Annotated in this window: 16 protein-coding genes; 8 read left to right on the plus strand and 8 right to left on the minus strand. The window is 61.5% G+C overall.

From position 1 onward, the window contains the following. Nucleotides 1-23: 23 nt before the first annotated feature. The 6 genes from AACY30_RS18685 to AACY30_RS18710 all read right to left on the minus strand — a co-directional run bounded on the left by AACY30_RS18685 (nt 24) and on the right by AACY30_RS18710 (nt 4,363). The gene (locus AACY30_RS18685) at nt 24-932 is read right to left on the minus strand and encodes an ABC transporter six-transmembrane domain-containing protein (RefSeq protein WP_339540914.1); all 909 of its coding nucleotides are present in this window, start codon (nt 930-932) and stop codon (nt 24-26) included. Further along, the gene (locus AACY30_RS18690; RefSeq protein WP_339457080.1) at nt 920-1,282 is read right to left on the minus strand and encodes a hypothetical protein; all 363 of its coding nucleotides are present in this window, start codon (nt 1,280-1,282) and stop codon (nt 920-922) included. Before AACY30_RS18690 ends, AACY30_RS18685 begins: the two co-directional genes overlap by 13 nt. A gap of 55 nt (nt 1,283-1,337) precedes the next feature. Beyond that, nucleotides 1,338-1,535 (minus strand): hypothetical protein, encoded by a 198-nt coding sequence (locus tag AACY30_RS18695; RefSeq protein WP_339457082.1) that lies wholly within the window; start codon nt 1,533-1,535, stop codon nt 1,338-1,340. Nucleotides 1,536-1,572: 37 nt separating this feature from the next. After that, a complete protein-coding gene (locus AACY30_RS18700; RefSeq protein WP_339540916.1) occupies nt 1,573-2,664 on the minus strand; it encodes an ATP-binding protein in 1,092 nt (363 codons plus the stop codon). Beyond that, nucleotides 2,661-3,389 carry a response regulator gene (locus AACY30_RS18705; protein WP_339540917.1) on the minus strand — a complete coding sequence of 243 codons (729 nt, stop codon included), beginning with the start codon at nt 3,387-3,389 and terminating at the stop codon, nt 2,661-2,663. Before AACY30_RS18705 ends, AACY30_RS18700 begins: the two co-directional genes overlap by 4 nt. A gap of 149 nt (nt 3,390-3,538) precedes the next feature. Continuing rightward, complete coding sequence (locus AACY30_RS18710; protein ID WP_339457087.1) at nt 3,539-4,363, minus strand: AraC family transcriptional regulator; 825 nt, start codon at nt 4,361-4,363, stop codon at nt 3,539-3,541. 183 nt (nt 4,364-4,546) lie between these two features. Between AACY30_RS18710 and AACY30_RS18715 the strand changes: the two genes are divergently transcribed. The 7 genes from AACY30_RS18715 to feaR all read left to right on the plus strand — a co-directional run bounded on the left by AACY30_RS18715 (nt 4,547) and on the right by feaR (nt 11,781). Further along, nucleotides 4,547-5,686, plus strand: coding sequence for a tyramine oxidase subunit B (locus tag AACY30_RS18715; protein WP_339469902.1), 1,140 nt, complete (start codon nt 4,547-4,549; stop codon nt 5,684-5,686). Nucleotides 5,687-5,719: 33 nt separating this feature from the next. Beyond that, nucleotides 5,720-6,142, plus strand: a complete 423-nt coding sequence (locus AACY30_RS18720; protein WP_339469901.1) for a RidA family protein — start codon at nt 5,720-5,722, stop codon at nt 6,140-6,142. Between the two features lie 58 nt (nt 6,143-6,200). After that, nucleotides 6,201-7,493: an NAD(P)/FAD-dependent oxidoreductase gene (locus AACY30_RS18725; RefSeq protein ID WP_339540918.1), complete on the plus strand. Its 1,293-nt coding sequence runs from the start codon at nt 6,201-6,203 to the stop codon at nt 7,491-7,493. 66 nt (nt 7,494-7,559) lie between these two features. Next, entirely contained in the window at nt 7,560-8,408 is an 849-nt protein-coding gene (locus AACY30_RS18730; protein WP_339540919.1) for an alpha/beta fold hydrolase, read from the plus strand. Continuing rightward, nucleotides 8,405-9,610 (plus strand): multidrug effflux MFS transporter, encoded by a 1,206-nt coding sequence (locus AACY30_RS18735; protein WP_339540920.1) that lies wholly within the window; start codon nt 8,405-8,407, stop codon nt 9,608-9,610. Before AACY30_RS18730 ends, AACY30_RS18735 begins: the two co-directional genes overlap by 4 nt. 126 nt (nt 9,611-9,736) lie before the next feature. Further along, on the plus strand, nt 9,737-10,858 hold the full coding sequence (locus AACY30_RS18740; protein ID WP_339540957.1) for an MFS transporter: 1,122 nt from the start codon (nt 9,737-9,739) through the stop codon (nt 10,856-10,858). A 23-nt stretch (nt 10,859-10,881) separates the two neighbouring features. Continuing rightward, nucleotides 10,882-11,781 (plus strand): transcriptional regulator FeaR, encoded by a 900-nt coding sequence (gene feaR / locus AACY30_RS18745; RefSeq protein ID WP_339540921.1) that lies wholly within the window; start codon nt 10,882-10,884, stop codon nt 11,779-11,781. 49 nt (nt 11,782-11,830) lie between these two features. Here the strand turns inward: feaR and AACY30_RS18750 are convergent, their stop codons facing one another. After that, complete coding sequence (locus tag AACY30_RS18750) at nt 11,831-13,315, minus strand: aldehyde dehydrogenase family protein (protein ID WP_339540922.1); 1,485 nt, start codon at nt 13,313-13,315, stop codon at nt 11,831-11,833. Between the two features lie 137 nt (nt 13,316-13,452). Further along, a complete protein-coding gene (locus AACY30_RS18755; protein ID WP_062380616.1) occupies nt 13,453-13,929 on the minus strand; it encodes a MarR family winged helix-turn-helix transcriptional regulator in 477 nt (158 codons plus the stop codon). Between the two features lie 195 nt (nt 13,930-14,124). Here AACY30_RS18755 and AACY30_RS18760 point away from each other — a divergent pair, with 195 nt between their 5' ends. Continuing rightward, nucleotides 14,125-15,249, plus strand: coding sequence for an amidase (locus tag AACY30_RS18760; protein WP_339540923.1), 1,125 nt, complete (start codon nt 14,125-14,127; stop codon nt 15,247-15,249).

The following is a 15,249-nucleotide window of genomic DNA, read 5'->3' on the forward strand; positions in this document are numbered from 1 at the left end:
TGCATCGCCCATCTGCCAAGGCTTTAAGCCAGCCCCGGGTCCACGCGCTTGCCGATATCCTTGAGCCGCGCCAGTTGGTCGATCGTCGACGGCGCTTCATCCAGGCAACTGACGAAGGTCCACAAGTAGGTCATCACCGCATAGATATGCCCGGCCTTTACCTGCGGCGCCAAGGCCAGTTGGCTGATGGCAACCACGAACAGCAGCGCCGCCAGCAAGCCAATGGACAGGAAGGCGACGGCCTCGCGGTCGGACAGCCCGATTCGCAATCGCGACAGCACGTGGTAGTGACGGCGCAGGGTGTTGGCGCCGACTTTTTCCACCAGACCGATTTCCTTTTCCAGGCGGTTGTTCAAGCGCTCATGCAAGCGCTGGTTGCGCCGCGCGAAGCCCGGCATAAGGGTAACGCACAGCAGCAGTGCGAGCAGGCAGGCCAGGCCGACCCAGGGCTCGATCACCAACAGCATGCCCGCCGCGCCGACAACCGACACCAGCGCAGTGGCGATGGTGGGCACATGCTTTTCGAAAAAATCGACGAAATCCCGCGCCAGTACCACTCGCGCCGCCGCCCTGGAGGTGCTGTGGCGTTGCAGGCGCTGGTTGAGAATCACCGGCACCGCGAGGTCGGCATAGATGCGCGTGAACGTGCGCGTATCCAGGGCCCGGCGAGCCGCGCCGACCACCCAGAAACCGAGGACTACGGCGGCGTACCACACGGCACTGCCGACATCGCCACGGATGATCGAGTCGACGGCAAACCCGGCGAACAACGGGTAGGCCAGCAGCAAAGCATTCTCCAACGCGACCAGCGACAAGGTGCCGAACAGTTTGCCGGGATAGGCTTTGGCGATCGCCTTGAGGGTCTGGCTGGCGGATTGCTGACCCAGTTTTTTACTCTCTTCGAGCAGAATCGGCGGCGTTACGGGCTGCATGGGGCGCCTGCGGCGCGCGTAGTGCGCTGATAGAGGCCACGGGTGACATCGAGCAGATATCGCGCTTCATCGGTCATCAATAAAAGATCGATCTGTACTTCTTCGATAATGATTTCCACGGTGATCAACAGACAAATAGCGGGGGCGATGACCAGCCAGTGGTAATACGACAGCGTCACTAAAGACACGCACACGCCGATCAGCCACAACGCCAATACACACTGCGGCGCGTACTTCTGCAGGGGAATCCAGAAACGTTGCAACTTTCTCAATTTAAACGTGTAGAGCGTCAGTGACGCTTCCACTTGTTTAAGGTCGATAGTGTTCCGAACTGAAGGCTGTGTCGGCATAACAGTTATCCACGTAATAATGTTAAACATCAGAGACAGGCGGCAGGCGATGCGGCTATTCGCGGCCCCGGCGCTCCTGGCCTGGCAGCGTTTGGCTGAGCCAGGCGAGATTGACTTCGTTGACTTCCACCCATTCACCCTTGGCAGGAATCCCTTCGCAACTCATGAAAGCAACGCAACGTCCGTGTATGTCCAGTAAGGCAAAGTGGCGATATTTTATTGCTCTCTTGAACAGGCCAATAGAGAGACGCATGCCATCACCTTAGAGGGTATTAATTGTTGATTGATTGTCAGGCTTGAGTAGTAAACAAGGCGCCGCATGGCAAACTCAGTTCAAACACCGTGCCGCTGTTTATCGCTGTTCGACAGGTCACTGCGCCGCCATGGGCGAGGGCAATTGCCCGCACCACGGCCAGGCCCAGCCCACTGCCGCCTTGGGCACGCGAGCGTGAGCTTTCGCCACGCTGAAACGCATCGAAAATGTGTGTGGCGAATGCTGCGTCGACCCCTGGACCGTCATCCGCGACCCTCAGGAAGTGGCCTCGCTCGTCACCGCCCAGTTCAATGCTGACGGTGCCCGGTGTGGCGTGCTGGCGAATATTGTCCAGCAGCGCGAGCAAAGCCTGGCAGATGCGATCGGGGTCGCAGTACACCGGGCCCTTGCGCAGGTTTAATTGCAGCGCAAAACCGGCGCTGTTCAGGCTGGGCTCGAACAAGCGCGCTTCAGCCTCCAGTGCATCGGCCAGCTCCACCTCCTTGAGCGCCAATTCCAGGTGGCCGTTGTCGCCCATGCCGACCACGCGAAGGTCTTCGACCAGGCGGGTCAAGCCTTCGACCTGGCCCAGAAGGCTATAGAACTGTGCGGTGTCCGGTTCGAATACGCCCTCGGCCAGCCCCTGCAAACGACCGCGCAGGATGGTCAGCGGGGTGCGCAGTTCATGGGCAATCGCGGCATTCCAGAAGGCTTGTTCCTCGGCCATGCGTTTGAGTCGGTTCGCCATGCTATTGAAGTCATCCACCAACAGGGCCGCTTCGCCCAGGGAAAGATCAGGCGCCACGGCGCGGGCATCCAGGTCACCGTCGGCCAGGCTGCGCAGGCTCACGGCAACCGAGTTGAGCGGTGTCAGAATACGTTTGGACAATTTGACGGCCACCGCCACGCCGACGCCCAGGCTGACGCAGGTAATCAAGCCCATCCACACCCATTCCACGCTGCTGGGCAGCCACTCATCCGACTGCATCTCCAACTCCGTCGGCGGCGAAAAGGTCCAGAGCAATGCATAGAAGATGTAGGAGCCGACCAGCGCAAGCGCGATCACGCACATCACCACGGCCGACATCGACACGATAATCTGCCGGCTCAAACTGTTGGCGACTTTCATGCCTGGCTCCCAAACCGGTAGCCGACGCCACGGATGCTGGCCGGTACGCCATGCAGGCCAAGGTCTTCGATCTTGCGACGCAACTTGCTGATATGGCTGTCGACGGTTCGCTCCAGGCTGTCGCTCTCCGGCGAGCAGAGCACCAGCAGTTCGGCACGGCTGAACACGCGGCGTGGCGCCTTGGCCAGCTGTGCGAGCAACTTGAATTCGGTCACCGTCAGGTGCAACGGCAGTTTTTGCGTGCCGATGTGTACGTTCACCTCATGGCTGTCGATGTCGATTTCAAAGGCGTCGACGCGCAGCACCCGGTGGTCGGCGCCACGGCCTTGATCGCTGCAGCGGCGCAGCACGGCCTGGATCCTGGCGATGACTTCTGCCGGGTTGAAGGGTTTGACGATGTAGTCGTCCGCACCAATGCGCAGGCCCATGAGTTTGTCCATGTCCTGGTCGTGTGCAGTCAGCATGATCACCGGCGTGATACCGCGATGACGCAACTCCGCCAGCACCATCCAGCCATCCAGCTTGGGCATCATCACATCGAGCAGCACCAGGTCTGGCTTGAGCAGTTGATGCAGTTCGAGCGCACGATGCCCATCCTGCGCATGGGCGGTACGAAAACCTGCACGCTTGAGGTAGGCCGTGAGGATGTCGGCGATTTCCGGCTCGTCTTCGGCGATCAGCACCAGCGCCTGGTTGGAGGGCGATGCAAGGAGTGGTTCAGTCATGGTCTGCTCGATGGGTGCAGTGCTTTTTAGCAACGGATTGAATGATGCACCGCAAGCATGCACGTTCGGCGAAGGTTTTATGGAGAAATGATGGAGAGGGGAATTAATTTTTCGCTGAACTATTTTTTCGCGCAACTGGGGGAGGGCACTCAGGCGAAGCGGATGCGCTCGGCGTAGGCGCTCTGCAGCATTTTGCGCTGGTAATCGCAGGGCGTCGTACTGACCAGCTTCTTGAAGTCGCGCAGGAAATGCGACTGATCGGAAAAGCCCAGGTCCAGGGCCAGGTCTGAGAACGACACATCGTGCCGGGTGTTCAGGGTTTCCAGCGCCGCCTGGCAGCGAATGATCCGGCAGAACGTCTTGGGCGACAGGCCGGTGTCCTGGCTGAACTGGCGATGAATCGTGCGGCTGGTGTACCCGCTGAGTTCTTCCAGTTGCTGGATACGCAGGTCACCGCGATGCGCAAGCGCCTGTTGGATGACCATGGTCGTGAGTTTGGAGCTTCGGCCGATGAGGCGCGGGGCCAGGTAATCGCTGAACAGCTTTATCTGCTCCTGCAACTGCGGGGCCTGGACGATGCTTTCGAAAATGCGCTGGGCAAACGTAGACACTTCCAGCAGATCCCATTCCTGTTCGGTCAGGTCCTCGGCCACAACGTTGATGAAACCTGGGATAACCCCCGGCGCAAAGCGCACGCCGAAGTAATGATGACCCTGCAGCAGTTCGACCTGCTGCGCCTCCAGCGGGGTACCACAAATCCTCACACTTGGGCGCGTGGCGTCACAGTCGAACACGATATCCACGCAGCCGTCCGGCACCGCCAGCAGATCCGCCGAGTGAGCGACATCGAAGGCGTAGAAATGCGAAATCGCCGGGTGCTCGGAGGGCATTACCGAATACCGTGAAGAGTTGAGTACGAACCAGGGTTGTTCGTAAGCGGTTTGCCGCAGCGGCGGTGAACACAGGTTGGGCATGGCCGGACCTTGGCGTGGGATATGCGGGAATATTCACGCATTTATCGCGCCAACTCTGCGGACGGAGACGAAGCTTGATGTCCGAAATTTACAATACCGCCCTGAAACACTCACTGATACTCGACCTCGATAGCGTGGGAGCAGCGCCTACCGCAGCGACTTCATCTTCCGTCGAGAATAATAATGTCCACTACCACAAAAATTGACTTCATCTATCTGTCCGAGCAGGACATGATCCGCGCAGGCGTAACCGACATGCTTGCCTGTGTGAATACCATGGAGGAGATGTTCGGCCTGCTCTATAGCGGTGACTACCGCATGGCCGGACCAAACAACGATTCTCACGGCGCGATGGTGGTGTTTCCGAAGGATTCGCCTTTCCCGAACATGCCCAAGCCCACCGCTGACCGCCGCATGATGGCAATGCCGGCCTACCTGGGCGGCAGCTTCTGCACCGCAGGCGTCAAATGGTACGGCTCCAATATCGCCAACCGCGAAAAAGGCCTGCCACGTTCGATCCTGATGTTCACCCTCAACGACCCCGACACCGGCGCACCGTTGGCGCATATGTCTGCCAACCTGCTGTCGGCGTATCGCACCGGTGCGATCCCCGGCGTGGGCGCACGGCACTTGGCCCGCAAGGACTCGAAAGTGGTCGGCCTGCTCGGCCCTGGCGTGATGGGCAAGACCACGCTCGCCGCTTTCATCGCCGTTTGCCCGCATATCGATACCTTGAAGATCAAGGGTCGTGGCGAGAAAAGCCTGAATGATTTTATTGGCTGGGTGAAAGACACCTACCCACAGGTGACCACGATCACCGTGGTCGACAGCCTCGAAGAGGTGGTCCGTGGTTCCGACCTTGTTACTTATTGTAGCTCCGGTGAGACAGGTGACCCCAAAAACTACCCAATTGTGAAGCGCGAGTGGGTCAAGCCGGGTTGCTTCATGGCCATGCCGGCATCCTGCTCGTTGGACGAGGGGATGGAGCGCGCCGACGTGCGCAAGGTGCTGGACAACACCGGCCTCTACGAAGCCTGGTTCGAAGAATTGCCCAAGCCTGCGCACCACTGCGTGCCGGTCATCGGTGTGCGGTTCATGGACATGATCGCCGAAGGCACGATGCAGCCCGAAGAGCTCGAAGACATTGGCAAGATCGTCGCCGGTGATGCCCAGGGCCGTCGCAATGATAAAGAGATCATCATCATGTCGGTGGGCGGCATGCCTGTGGAAGACGTGGCCTGGGGCACCGTGGTGTATCGCAATGCCGTGGAAAAAGGCATCGGCGTGAAGCTTAACCTGTGGGAAACCCCCGTCCTGCGCTAAGCCATCCTTTAACCCACTGACGAGACTTACGACATGACCAAAATCATCAAGCTCAAGACCGGCTCACCCTTTGAAGACCAGGCCAGCTATTCGCGCCTGGTGATGGTGGACAACTGGATCTATGTGTCCAATACCGCCGGGCGCCACCCGCAGACGAAACTGATCCCGGAGGACATCCTTGAGCAGACGCATCAGGTATTCGCCAACATCGAAACCGCGCTGGCCGCCGTCGATGCAAGCCTGGCCGATGTGGTGTGCTCGCGGGTATTTATCCAGGACCCCAAGGACGTGCCAGCGGTGATGGGCCTGATCGGCGAGAAGTTCCGTGGTGTCGACCCAGCCAGTACCGTCACCTGCCCGCCGCTGGGTTCGACGGTATACAAGGTGGAGCTGGAAGTGACGGCGTATCGCAACGCCTCCAAGGCCCAGGTCGAAGTGATTCGCCTGTCGCAGTGACCCATTATGCGGCCGCGTCCTCGCGTGGCCGAACTCTATTGTTTTGCGAGTCTTGATCATGGCCCCGACTATTGCGCCCGTGAATACGTCCACCGAATTTCCCTCCACGACCGCCGTCGTCATCATCGGCGGCGGCATCATTGGCTTGACTGCCGCACTGACACTGGCCGAACGCAATATCCCGGTGGTGGTCCTGGAAAAAGGCCGTATCGCCGGCGAGCAGTCCTCACGCAACCTGGGCTGGGTACGCAAGACCAGTCGTCACGCCCACGATATTCCGCTGGCCCTGGCCGCTGACCGCTTATGGGCGCAAATGCCCGATCGCGTCGGTGCGGATGTGGGCTATCGCCAGGAAGGCATCATGTTCGTCGCCCGCAACGAGGCGCAAATGGCGATGCATGAAGGTTGGCTCAAATCGGTCGAGCACCTGTCACTGGATTCTCGGCTGCTGAGCAACCGCGAAATCGCACAAAAAGTGCCGGGCGGCGCCGGTGAGTGGGCCGGCGGCATCTACACACCCTCCGACGCGCGCGCCGAACCGACCCTGGCCAGCAGCGCGATCGCCAAGGCCGCCATGGCCCTGGGCGTGGTGATCATCGAGCAGTGTGCAGTGCGTACGCTGCAGATGTCCGCTGGCAAAGTCAGCGGCGTGGTCACTGAAAAAGGCGAGATTCGCTGCGACCAGGTGTTACTGGCTGGCGGCATGTGGTCGCGACGCTTCCTGGGCAACCTCGGGGTGTCGTTGCCGACCCTGGCCCTGACCTGTTCGGTGTTGCGCACCCATCCGATGCAGGGCCCCACCGAGATTGCCGTGGGCGCGCCGGACTTTTCGTTTCGCAAGCACAAGGACGGCGGCTTCATCATCACCCAGCGCGGTAAACTGGATGCTTTCCTGACCCTCGATCACCTGTTGCTGGCCAGGCAATACATGCCGCAGTTTCGCGCGCAGCGCAGCGTATTGAACGTGTCACTGGGCACGTATTTCTTCAATGACCTGGTGCTTTCGCGACGTTGGTCGGCCGACAGTGTCAGCCCGTTCGAACGCGTGCGCGTACAGGACCCGGCGGTCAACCCGCGGCTCAATAACGATGCGATGAACAACCTCAAGGCGGCCTGGCCGGTGTTCGAACACGCCAGGATTGCCCAGGCCTGGGCCGGTACGATCGACGTCACCCCGGATTCTAATCCGGTGATTGGTCCGGTCGCGCAAATCCCCGGCCTGACCGTGGCCACCGGTTTCTCCGGGCACGGCTTCGGCACCTCGCCGGCGGCGGGCCACTTGGCCGCCGATATCGTCAGCGGGCATACCCCGATCATCGACCCGAGCCCTTATCGGTTTGATCGTTTCTAGATCACATGCACCGCAACAGTCCCAGAAAAACGGTGTTTATCCTTTACTGAGCGGCGGAACCAGGCAATGTCCCCAGACAGCATTTTTTTCACCAATCGCGCAGGCTTGCGTCTGCATTTTCTACGCTGGGGCAAGCCGGGCGGCGTGCCGCTGGTGCTGCTGCATGGTTTGCGCGCTTACGCCCAGACCTGGGAGTCGCTGGTAGAAGCGCTGGGCGATGGCTATTGCATCTATGCCCTGGACCAGCGCGGACGCGGGCTGAGTGACTGGGCACCGGCCGACAGTTATCACACGCAGTCCTATGTGGAAGACCTGCAGGACTTGGTCGCCTATGTCGGCTTGCAGCGGTTCGTGTTGCTGGGCCACTCGCTGGGGGGCGCCAACGCATTGGAATACGCACGGCAGCAGCCGGGGCGCTTGATTGGCCTGATCATCGAAGACATCGGGCCTGGTTCCTCCAGCCAGGGCGACGGTGCTGCGCGCATTCGTCGCGAGATGAACCAAACCCCGTTGCGTTTCGACAATTGGGACGCCGCCCGTGCGTTCTGGCAGGCGTCGCGTCCTGGCTTGTCGGCGCAGGGCCTGACGTCGCGGCTGGCGCACTCGATGAAGGACAGCGCGGGCGCGATCACCTGGCGCCACGATCAACAAGGCATCGCCGAGGCGCGCCTGAGCATTGAGCCTACCGATCTGTGGCCGGCGGTACGCGCGCTAGATTGTCCGACATTGTTCATTCGCGGTATGCGCTCGGACTTTTTGCCGGCGGCGACGCTGCAAGCCATGCGCGACAGCAATGCGCACGTGCGCACGGCCGAAGTCGCGGACGCCAGCCACTATGTGCACGACGACCAGGGCGAGACGTTCAACCGGCTGGTCATCGTATTTCTTGACGGCCTCGCGATTCCCGGCCGATGAAACCGCGGGCACGTCTGATTGTATTGCTCTCATCCCTGACGGCCTTTGGGCCGTTTTCGATTGATACTTACCTGCCCAGTTTTCCGCAAATCGCCGATGACTTGTCGACCAGCACCTCGCAGGTGCAGCACACCATCAGCGCGTTTCTCGCCGGGCTGTGCCTGGGCATGCTGTGCTACGGCCCGCTGTCCGACCGCTATGGCCGGCGCCCGTTGCTGCTCGGCAGTCTGGTGCTGTACGCGACTGCGACCCTGGGTTGCCTGTTTGCCGGTAGCGTCGAGCAACTGATTGCCTGGCGCTTCTTCCAGGCGTTGGGTGGCGCGGGCGCGCTGGTGCTGGCACGCGCCGTCGCCCGGGACAGGGTAGGCCTGGCGGAGGCAGCCAAAGTGCTGTCGTGGATGCACGTGCTGACGATGATGGCGACACTGGTCGCGCCGATGATCGGGACCTGGCTGGTGCTGATCCAGGGTTGGCGCACGATCTTTGCCACCTTGTTCATCCTGTCCAGCCTGTGCCTGTTGCTGGTGGCCCTGACCCTGAAGGAAAGCCTGCCGTTACAGGATCGCGGGGCGTCCGTTGGGGCGGCCTTCGCGGCGTACCTGACCATCGCCCGGCAACCCAGGGCGATGGCGCTGATCCTGTGCATGTCCCTGGGGTTTGGCGGCATGTTCGCCTTTATCACGGCTTCGCCTTTTGTGTACGTCGTGTATTTCGGTGTCTCGCCCCGGGTGTTCAGCGCTTTGTTCGCCCTGAACATCCTCGGCATCATCCTGGTGACCTTCATCAACGCGCGTTGGGTGGGTCGTTTTGGGCCGCAACGCATGCTCGGCGTCGGTGCGGTGCTGGTGAGCGGGGCAGGGCTGGCGCTGATGCTGGTCGGGTATACCGAATGGGGTGGGCTGGCGAGCATCGTGTGTTGCATGGTGCTGTACATGGGCGTGACCGGTTTGATCGGCGCCAATTGCATGGCCAGCCTGATGATGCTGTTTCCACGCCAGTCCGGCGCGAGCGTGGCGCTGGGAATTTCGGTGCAATTTGCCACTGGGGCGTTGGCCAGCCTGTGGGTCAGTCATTTGGCTGATGGCAGCGCCTGGCCGATGTGTTGGGTGGTGGGGTGTTGCGGGCTGGGCTCGCTGGTCGCTTATTGCGTGACCCTTCGCACGCCTGCCCGCGCTAGCGCGGTGACTGCCGTCGTTAAGTAAGCGTGAGCTTCTGTTTAAAAAAACCGGGATACCTGGATGAAAACTACAAAAATAAATTCGATCGATAAGACCTCTGTCTATGTGTGTGCAGGCTTGGTTTCGGGTGCAGGTGCCTTGTTATTGAACGTGCTGCCCGTGCTGTTTGGCGCGTTTGCCGAGCGTTTCGGGCTCGGCGAGCACCAACTGGGCAACCTGGCCATGGCCATGAACCTGGGGTTTGGCGCGTTCGGGCTGGCGTCCCTGCTGTGGATTCACCGGCTCAGTTGGCGGGTCATTTCGGCACTTTCGTCAGCGCTGGTGGTGGGCGCGATCTTGTTTGTGCTGCGAGAACCTAGCTATGAAGCGCTGTTGGCGATCATGGCTCTGGCGGGCGCCGGGACAGGTGCCTTGTATGCCTTGGCGATGACGATCTTCGGTGACAGTTCGCAGCCTGAGCGTGCGTTTGGTTTCAAGCTGGGTATCGAGACCGTGCCGGGCGCCTTCCTGCTCATCGTGCTACCCGTGGCGGTGGCGCCGGTGTGGGGCTTTGAAGGCATGCTGATCACCATCGCCATTGCCATGGCGGTGATGGGCATCCTGCCGCTGCCCCGGGTACCGCGCCGTAGCGAGCGACAGCTGGAGGTGCCAGGGAACGCCGGGCGGATTGCGACCGCCGAGAGTCGCATCATCGTATGGTTGAGCCTGGTGGCCAGCCTGATTTTCCTGACCGGCATCATGTCGGTGTGGGCATTCCTGGAGCTTATGGGGAAAAAGACCGGCCTGGCCTCCGACACCATCGGCATGGTGCTGGCGCTGGGTTTCTTGATCAATGCCGGCGGCGGCTTCATCGCGTCGGCGATCGGCCTGAAGGTGGGGCGCTTCATGCCGGTGGCTGTGGTTATCCTCGCCGAGTTACTGGGCCTGGTGGCACTGGCGCAGTTTTCTTCCCTGACGACCTACGTGGTAGGCGTTATTTGCTTTCTCTTTTCGATCGGCTTCGTGCTGGCTTACACCTTCGGCGTCATGGCTGAGTTCGACCTGTCGGGCAAGCTTGTCGCGCTGGGCGCGCTGTGCCTGTCCCTCGGTGCGGCATTCGGGCCGGCCATCGGTGGTTTTCTGATCGAGGCATTCGGCTACTCGGCGGTGTTGGTGTTCTCGGGTGCCTGTTCGGTGGCGGTGCTGGCCATCTATGGCGCGGCGGTGTTGAGAGCCCAGTTGGCGTTCCATCGCATCCAGGCTTCGGGTACCGCCGTGATGTCCGGATTGTGAGCGAGTGAAGAGGGGGAATACCCATGCGTGGTCAAACATTGTCGACCTGGAACGAATGTGTGCGCGCGACCTGCGGTCGTTTCGACACGCGCTATGACCATTGCCAGAGCCTTTTCATCGGGGAAATGCAACAGACGCTGGTGGGCACCACGGCGGTCGCCCACATTCGCAGCAATGCCAGTGTGATTGCCAAGGCCGCTCGCTCAAGCGGGCGCAGCTCATCGGCCCGGTGTTTTCTTGTATTGCAGCAGCAGGGCTCGATGGTCATTGAGCTGGGCGACCAGGTGCTTGACCTGCACGCAGGTGACTTGGCTTTGCTGGACTTTTCCGGCGCGGTGAAAATGACCCCCAAAGGGTTGTTCGCCCATGTGTCGATCCCGTTGCCGTGTGAGTTGCTCAAGGGGCTGGACCGTAGCCGCTTCGGCAAGCTGTCGACCACCGGGGTGTGTGGCCAACTGCTCGGCACGCTGGTACGGCAGGTCGCTGCGGGTGAGCTGGCTCAGTGGTCTTGCCCGCAGGATGGTGATGGTCTGCAAAGGGCGTTGGTTGCGTTGCTGGCCTCGGTGTTGGAGTACCGTGCGAGCGACCATTGCCCTGGGTGGCAGCTGCATGAAGTGCAATCCGTCATCCAGCAGCGGCTTGACTCACCCCGGCTGTCGCCGGCGTCGCTGGCCGAAGAGCTGGGCATCTCCAGCCGCCAGCTCTACAGGTTGTTTGAGGTGAGTGGCGACAGCGTCTGCCGCTATATTCTGCGTGAGCGGCTGTTGAAGGCCGCACAGGACCTTCGCGATCCCGTTTGCGCACATCGCTCGATCACCGAGATCGGCAGCTATTGGGGCTTCGCCGATTCGGCGCATTTTTCCAAGACGTTCAAGAATCAGACGGGGCTGACACCCAGCAGCTATAGGCGCCGCGGGCACTGAGCCTGGATGCGGCGTGGGAGCAAGCTCCCTCGCCACAGGTCCGGCGTGGTCAATAGCGCATGATCACGGATTTCAGCTCGGTGTAGTCGTCGATAAACGCACTGCCGAATTCACGCCCCATGCCCGACGCCTTCATCCCGCCAAATGGCACGCTTGGGTCGACAAATGTGTGCATGTTGACCCACACCGTCCCCGCCTCGATTCGCGGGATCAGGCGCAAGGCCCTGGACAAGTCGTTGGTCCAGATACTGGCCGTGAGGCCGAACGGGCTGTCGTTCATCAAGGTGACCAGTTCTTCTTCATCGTCGAACGCCAGCACGCATACCACCGGGCCGAAGGTTTCCTCGTGCAGCAGCGGATCGTCCTTGCCGTTGGCGATGATCAGCGTCGGTTCCACGTAGTAACCGGAACGGTCCACGGCACGCGCACCGCATATCACTTGGTTGCTCTGCAGGGCACGGTCGAAAAAGCCGAGGATCTTGTCGAAGTGCGGCTTGTTCGACAGCGGGCCGAACTGAGCCTGTTCATCCAGAGGCGAGCCTATGACCATCTGCGACAACATCGCCGCCATCTTCTGCGTCACCTGCTCGACGATGGAGCGGTGCACGAACAAACGCTCGGGGGCCGCGCACACCTGGCCCTGGTGCACATAGGCCGATTGCACGAAGCGCGCTACGGCGTCATCGACATTGGCATCGGCCAGCAGCGCGGCGGCATTCTTGCCGCCCAGCTCCAGGGTGACGCGGGTCAGGTCGGCCGCCATGGCGGCCTTGCCCACCGCGATGCCGGTGGGCACCGAACCGGTGAACGACACCTTGCGCACGGCCGGGTGTTCGATCAACTGCTGGCCCACCTTGCCGCGCCCGTTTACCACGTTGATCACGCCCGGCGCAATTCCCGCCTCGATCGCAAGTTCCGCCAGGCGCAGCAGGGACAGCGGTGTGTATTCGCTGGGTTTGAGCACCACCGTGCAGCCGGTGGTCAGCGCGGCGCCCAGTTTCCACACGCCGATCATAAGCGAGAAGTTCCACGGCACAATGGCCGCCACCACGCCCACCGGCTCGCGCAGGGTGTAGGCGCTGTACTGCTCACCCGCCATTGAAGGGAACGACGGGGTCATTGTCTGGCCGCCGATCTTGGTCGCCCAGCCGGCGAAGTAGCGCAGGAACACGGCGCTCTGGCTCACTTCGATATGCCGCGACAGGTTGATCGATTTGCCGGAACTCAGGGTTTCCAGTTGCGCCAGCTCTTCGCCGTTGGCCTCTATCAGATCGGCCAGGCGGTTGAGCAGCACGCCGCGCTGGTAGGGGGTGACTTGCGCCCAGGCGCCCTTGAAGGCAGCGGTGGCGCCGTCGACGGCCAGGTTCACATCCTCGGCGAGACCGTCACGCAGCTGCGCGACGGTCTCGCCGGTTCCGGGATCGACCACGCCGATGCGCTGGGGGGAGGCGCTGGTGTGCGCGGCGCCATTGATGAAGTTGGAATGGTCGCGACCCAGGAAGGCAACGACTGAGGGCAGCAGGGCAATGTGCATGGTGGCGCTCCAATGAAGGATTCGTCGCGCCCGTGGGCGCTCGAAAGACCTTTGCATTAGAAACCGATGCACGCGTGGCTGCTTGTTCGAGCCTGCCAGGAAATTGGTTATGCCTGCCAGGTTGGGGCGCCGCTGACCTAGGGTTCGCCGAGGTTGTCGAACACCGTTTCGAGCATGCGGTTCAGGCGCTGGATCTGCGCTTCGGTCATGCCGGTGAAACTGCGCTTGAACACGTCCCCCGTGGCGACCTGGATACGTTCAATCGCCTCGCGCCCTTGTTCGGTGATGCGCACTTGCGTCACGCGGCCGTCATCCTCGCAGGGCGCGGTGTCCACCAGGCCGTCTTCCTTCATGCGATACACCGTCTTGGTGATGGTCGAGAGCTTGGCGATGGCGTGGGTGGAGATTTCAGAAATGCTCGATTGGCCGTTCTCTTTGAGAATGAACAACACCCGCCAGCGCGGGATATCCAGGCCGATTTTTTTCAGCGCCTTTTCCATGTACTGGCTGTAGCGACCATGCACCATGGCCAGCCAGTAGAACGGGAAATCCTCTTTGTGAAAGTCTTCGCTGCCGGGGTCGTAGCGGCCTGCGTGTTTTTTCGGTGCGCTCATGGTCTGCTCATGTCGGGGGGGCGGCGGGCAATCATAGACTTTTCTCGTGAATTCGGCACGGCTTTTGCCCGGATAGCAGTCTGCCTTGTGTTGGGAAATTTAGTTGACAATTCACGTAATATTCGGTGAGTGTGAAAAAAAGGAAAGGGCGCATCGGGCGCCCCATTCCGCATTTCACAATGAAGGTAACCCGACATGACCCTGGTGATTGAACAGCTTTCCCTTGGCGGCGATGGGCCGACCGTGATGGTCAAGGACACCATCGATATCGCCGGCCTGCCCACCCGAGCATCGAGCCAGGCCCTGGAGGATGCCGCACCTGCCACGGCCCACGCCGATGTGGTGCAGGCGCTGCTGGAGAAGGGCTGTCGCCTGGTGGGGAAGACCAGCCTGCATGAACTGGCGTTTGGCACCACGGGCATTAATCACTGGACCGGCACCGCGCCCAATCCGCGTTTCCCGGGGCGCATTCCGGGCGGCTCCTCCAGTGGTTCGGCGGCTGCCGTGGCGGCCGGGCTGACGGATTTTTCCCTGGGAACCGACACTGGCGGCTCTGTGCGCATCCCGGCGTGTTGCTGTGGGGTGTTCGGCTTCAAGCCGACGTTCGGGCGTGTCAGCCGCCGTGGCGTAATGCCGGCGCACAGCAGCCTCGACTGCGTCGGTCCGTTTGCCGCGAGCCTGCCGATGCTGGTCACCGCCATGCAGGCGATCGACGCCAGCTTCAAGCCGGTGGCGGCGCCGGATGCGCCGCGCCTGGGCATCGTGACGGTGCAGACTAGCGTAGCCGTACAGCGTGTGATCGAGGCCGCCATCGCGGTGATCCGTCTACCCGGTGAACGTCTCACGCTGCCCAGCCTCAAGGCGGCCTATGACGCTGGCATGGTGGTCATCAACCGCGAAACCTTCGATGCGTGCGGTCACTTGCTGGAAACTGGCAAGGTGGGTGCCGACATCGCTGCGCGCCTGGCCGCCGCCGGCAATACCACGGCGGCCGCGCTGGCCGAAGCCGAGCGGGTGCGCACGCAGTTCACGGCCGAAGTCGACGCCGCCTTGCAGCACGTCGATGTGCTGGTACTGCCGACCATGCCGGACTTCCCCTTGACCCTGACCGAGGCAACTGACACCCAGGCAGTGCTCGGAATGACCGCCTTCGTGCGCCCGTTCAACCTGTCGGGACACCCGGCGCTGAGCATTCCTCTGGCCAGCGCCGAAGGACTTCCGGTGGGCCTGCAACTGGTGGGGGCCAAGGGCGCCGATGAGCAACTGCTGGCCATTGCCGGCCGCCTGCTCGAGCGTCTGTACGCCGGGGGAGAGGTCTGA

The sequence above is a fragment of the Pseudomonas sp. RA_5y_Pfl1_P24 genome (assembly GCF_963970945.1).
GTDB lineage: Bacteria > Pseudomonadota > Gammaproteobacteria > Pseudomonadales > Pseudomonadaceae > Aquipseudomonas > Aquipseudomonas tritici.

Coding starts and splice junctions, on each gene's coding strand:
- feaR (WP_339540921.1), top strand. CDS start 10,882: ATGCGTGGTCAAACATTGTCGACCTGGAACGAATGTGTGCGCGCGACC.
- AACY30_RS18710 (WP_339457087.1), bottom strand. CDS start 4,363: ATGCCCAACCTGTGTTCACCGCCGCTGCGGCAAACCGCTTACGAACAA.
- AACY30_RS18725 (WP_339540918.1), top strand. CDS start 6,201: ATGGCCCCGACTATTGCGCCCGTGAATACGTCCACCGAATTTCCCTCC.
- AACY30_RS18695 (WP_339457082.1), bottom strand. CDS start 1,535: ATGCGTCTCTCTATTGGCCTGTTCAAGAGAGCAATAAAATATCGCCAC.
- AACY30_RS18685 (WP_339540914.1), bottom strand. CDS start 932: ATGCAGCCCGTAACGCCGCCGATTCTGCTCGAAGAGAGTAAAAAACTG.
- AACY30_RS18720 (WP_339469901.1), top strand. CDS start 5,720: ATGACCAAAATCATCAAGCTCAAGACCGGCTCACCCTTTGAAGACCAG.
- AACY30_RS18730 (WP_339540919.1), top strand. CDS start 7,560: ATGTCCCCAGACAGCATTTTTTTCACCAATCGCGCAGGCTTGCGTCTG.
- AACY30_RS18735 (WP_339540920.1), top strand. CDS start 8,405: ATGAAACCGCGGGCACGTCTGATTGTATTGCTCTCATCCCTGACGGCC.
- AACY30_RS18715 (WP_339469902.1), top strand. CDS start 4,547: ATGTCCACTACCACAAAAATTGACTTCATCTATCTGTCCGAGCAGGAC.
- AACY30_RS18700 (WP_339540916.1), bottom strand. CDS start 2,664: ATGAAAGTCGCCAACAGTTTGAGCCGGCAGATTATCGTGTCGATGTCG.
- AACY30_RS18750 (WP_339540922.1), bottom strand. CDS start 13,315: ATGCACATTGCCCTGCTGCCCTCAGTCGTTGCCTTCCTGGGTCGCGAC.
- AACY30_RS18760 (WP_339540923.1), top strand. CDS start 14,125: ATGACCCTGGTGATTGAACAGCTTTCCCTTGGCGGCGATGGGCCGACC.
- AACY30_RS18705 (WP_339540917.1), bottom strand. CDS start 3,389: ATGACTGAACCACTCCTTGCATCGCCCTCCAACCAGGCGCTGGTGCTG.
- AACY30_RS18755 (WP_062380616.1), bottom strand. CDS start 13,929: ATGAGCGCACCGAAAAAACACGCAGGCCGCTACGACCCCGGCAGCGAA.
- AACY30_RS18690 (WP_339457080.1), bottom strand. CDS start 1,282: ATGCCGACACAGCCTTCAGTTCGGAACACTATCGACCTTAAACAAGTG.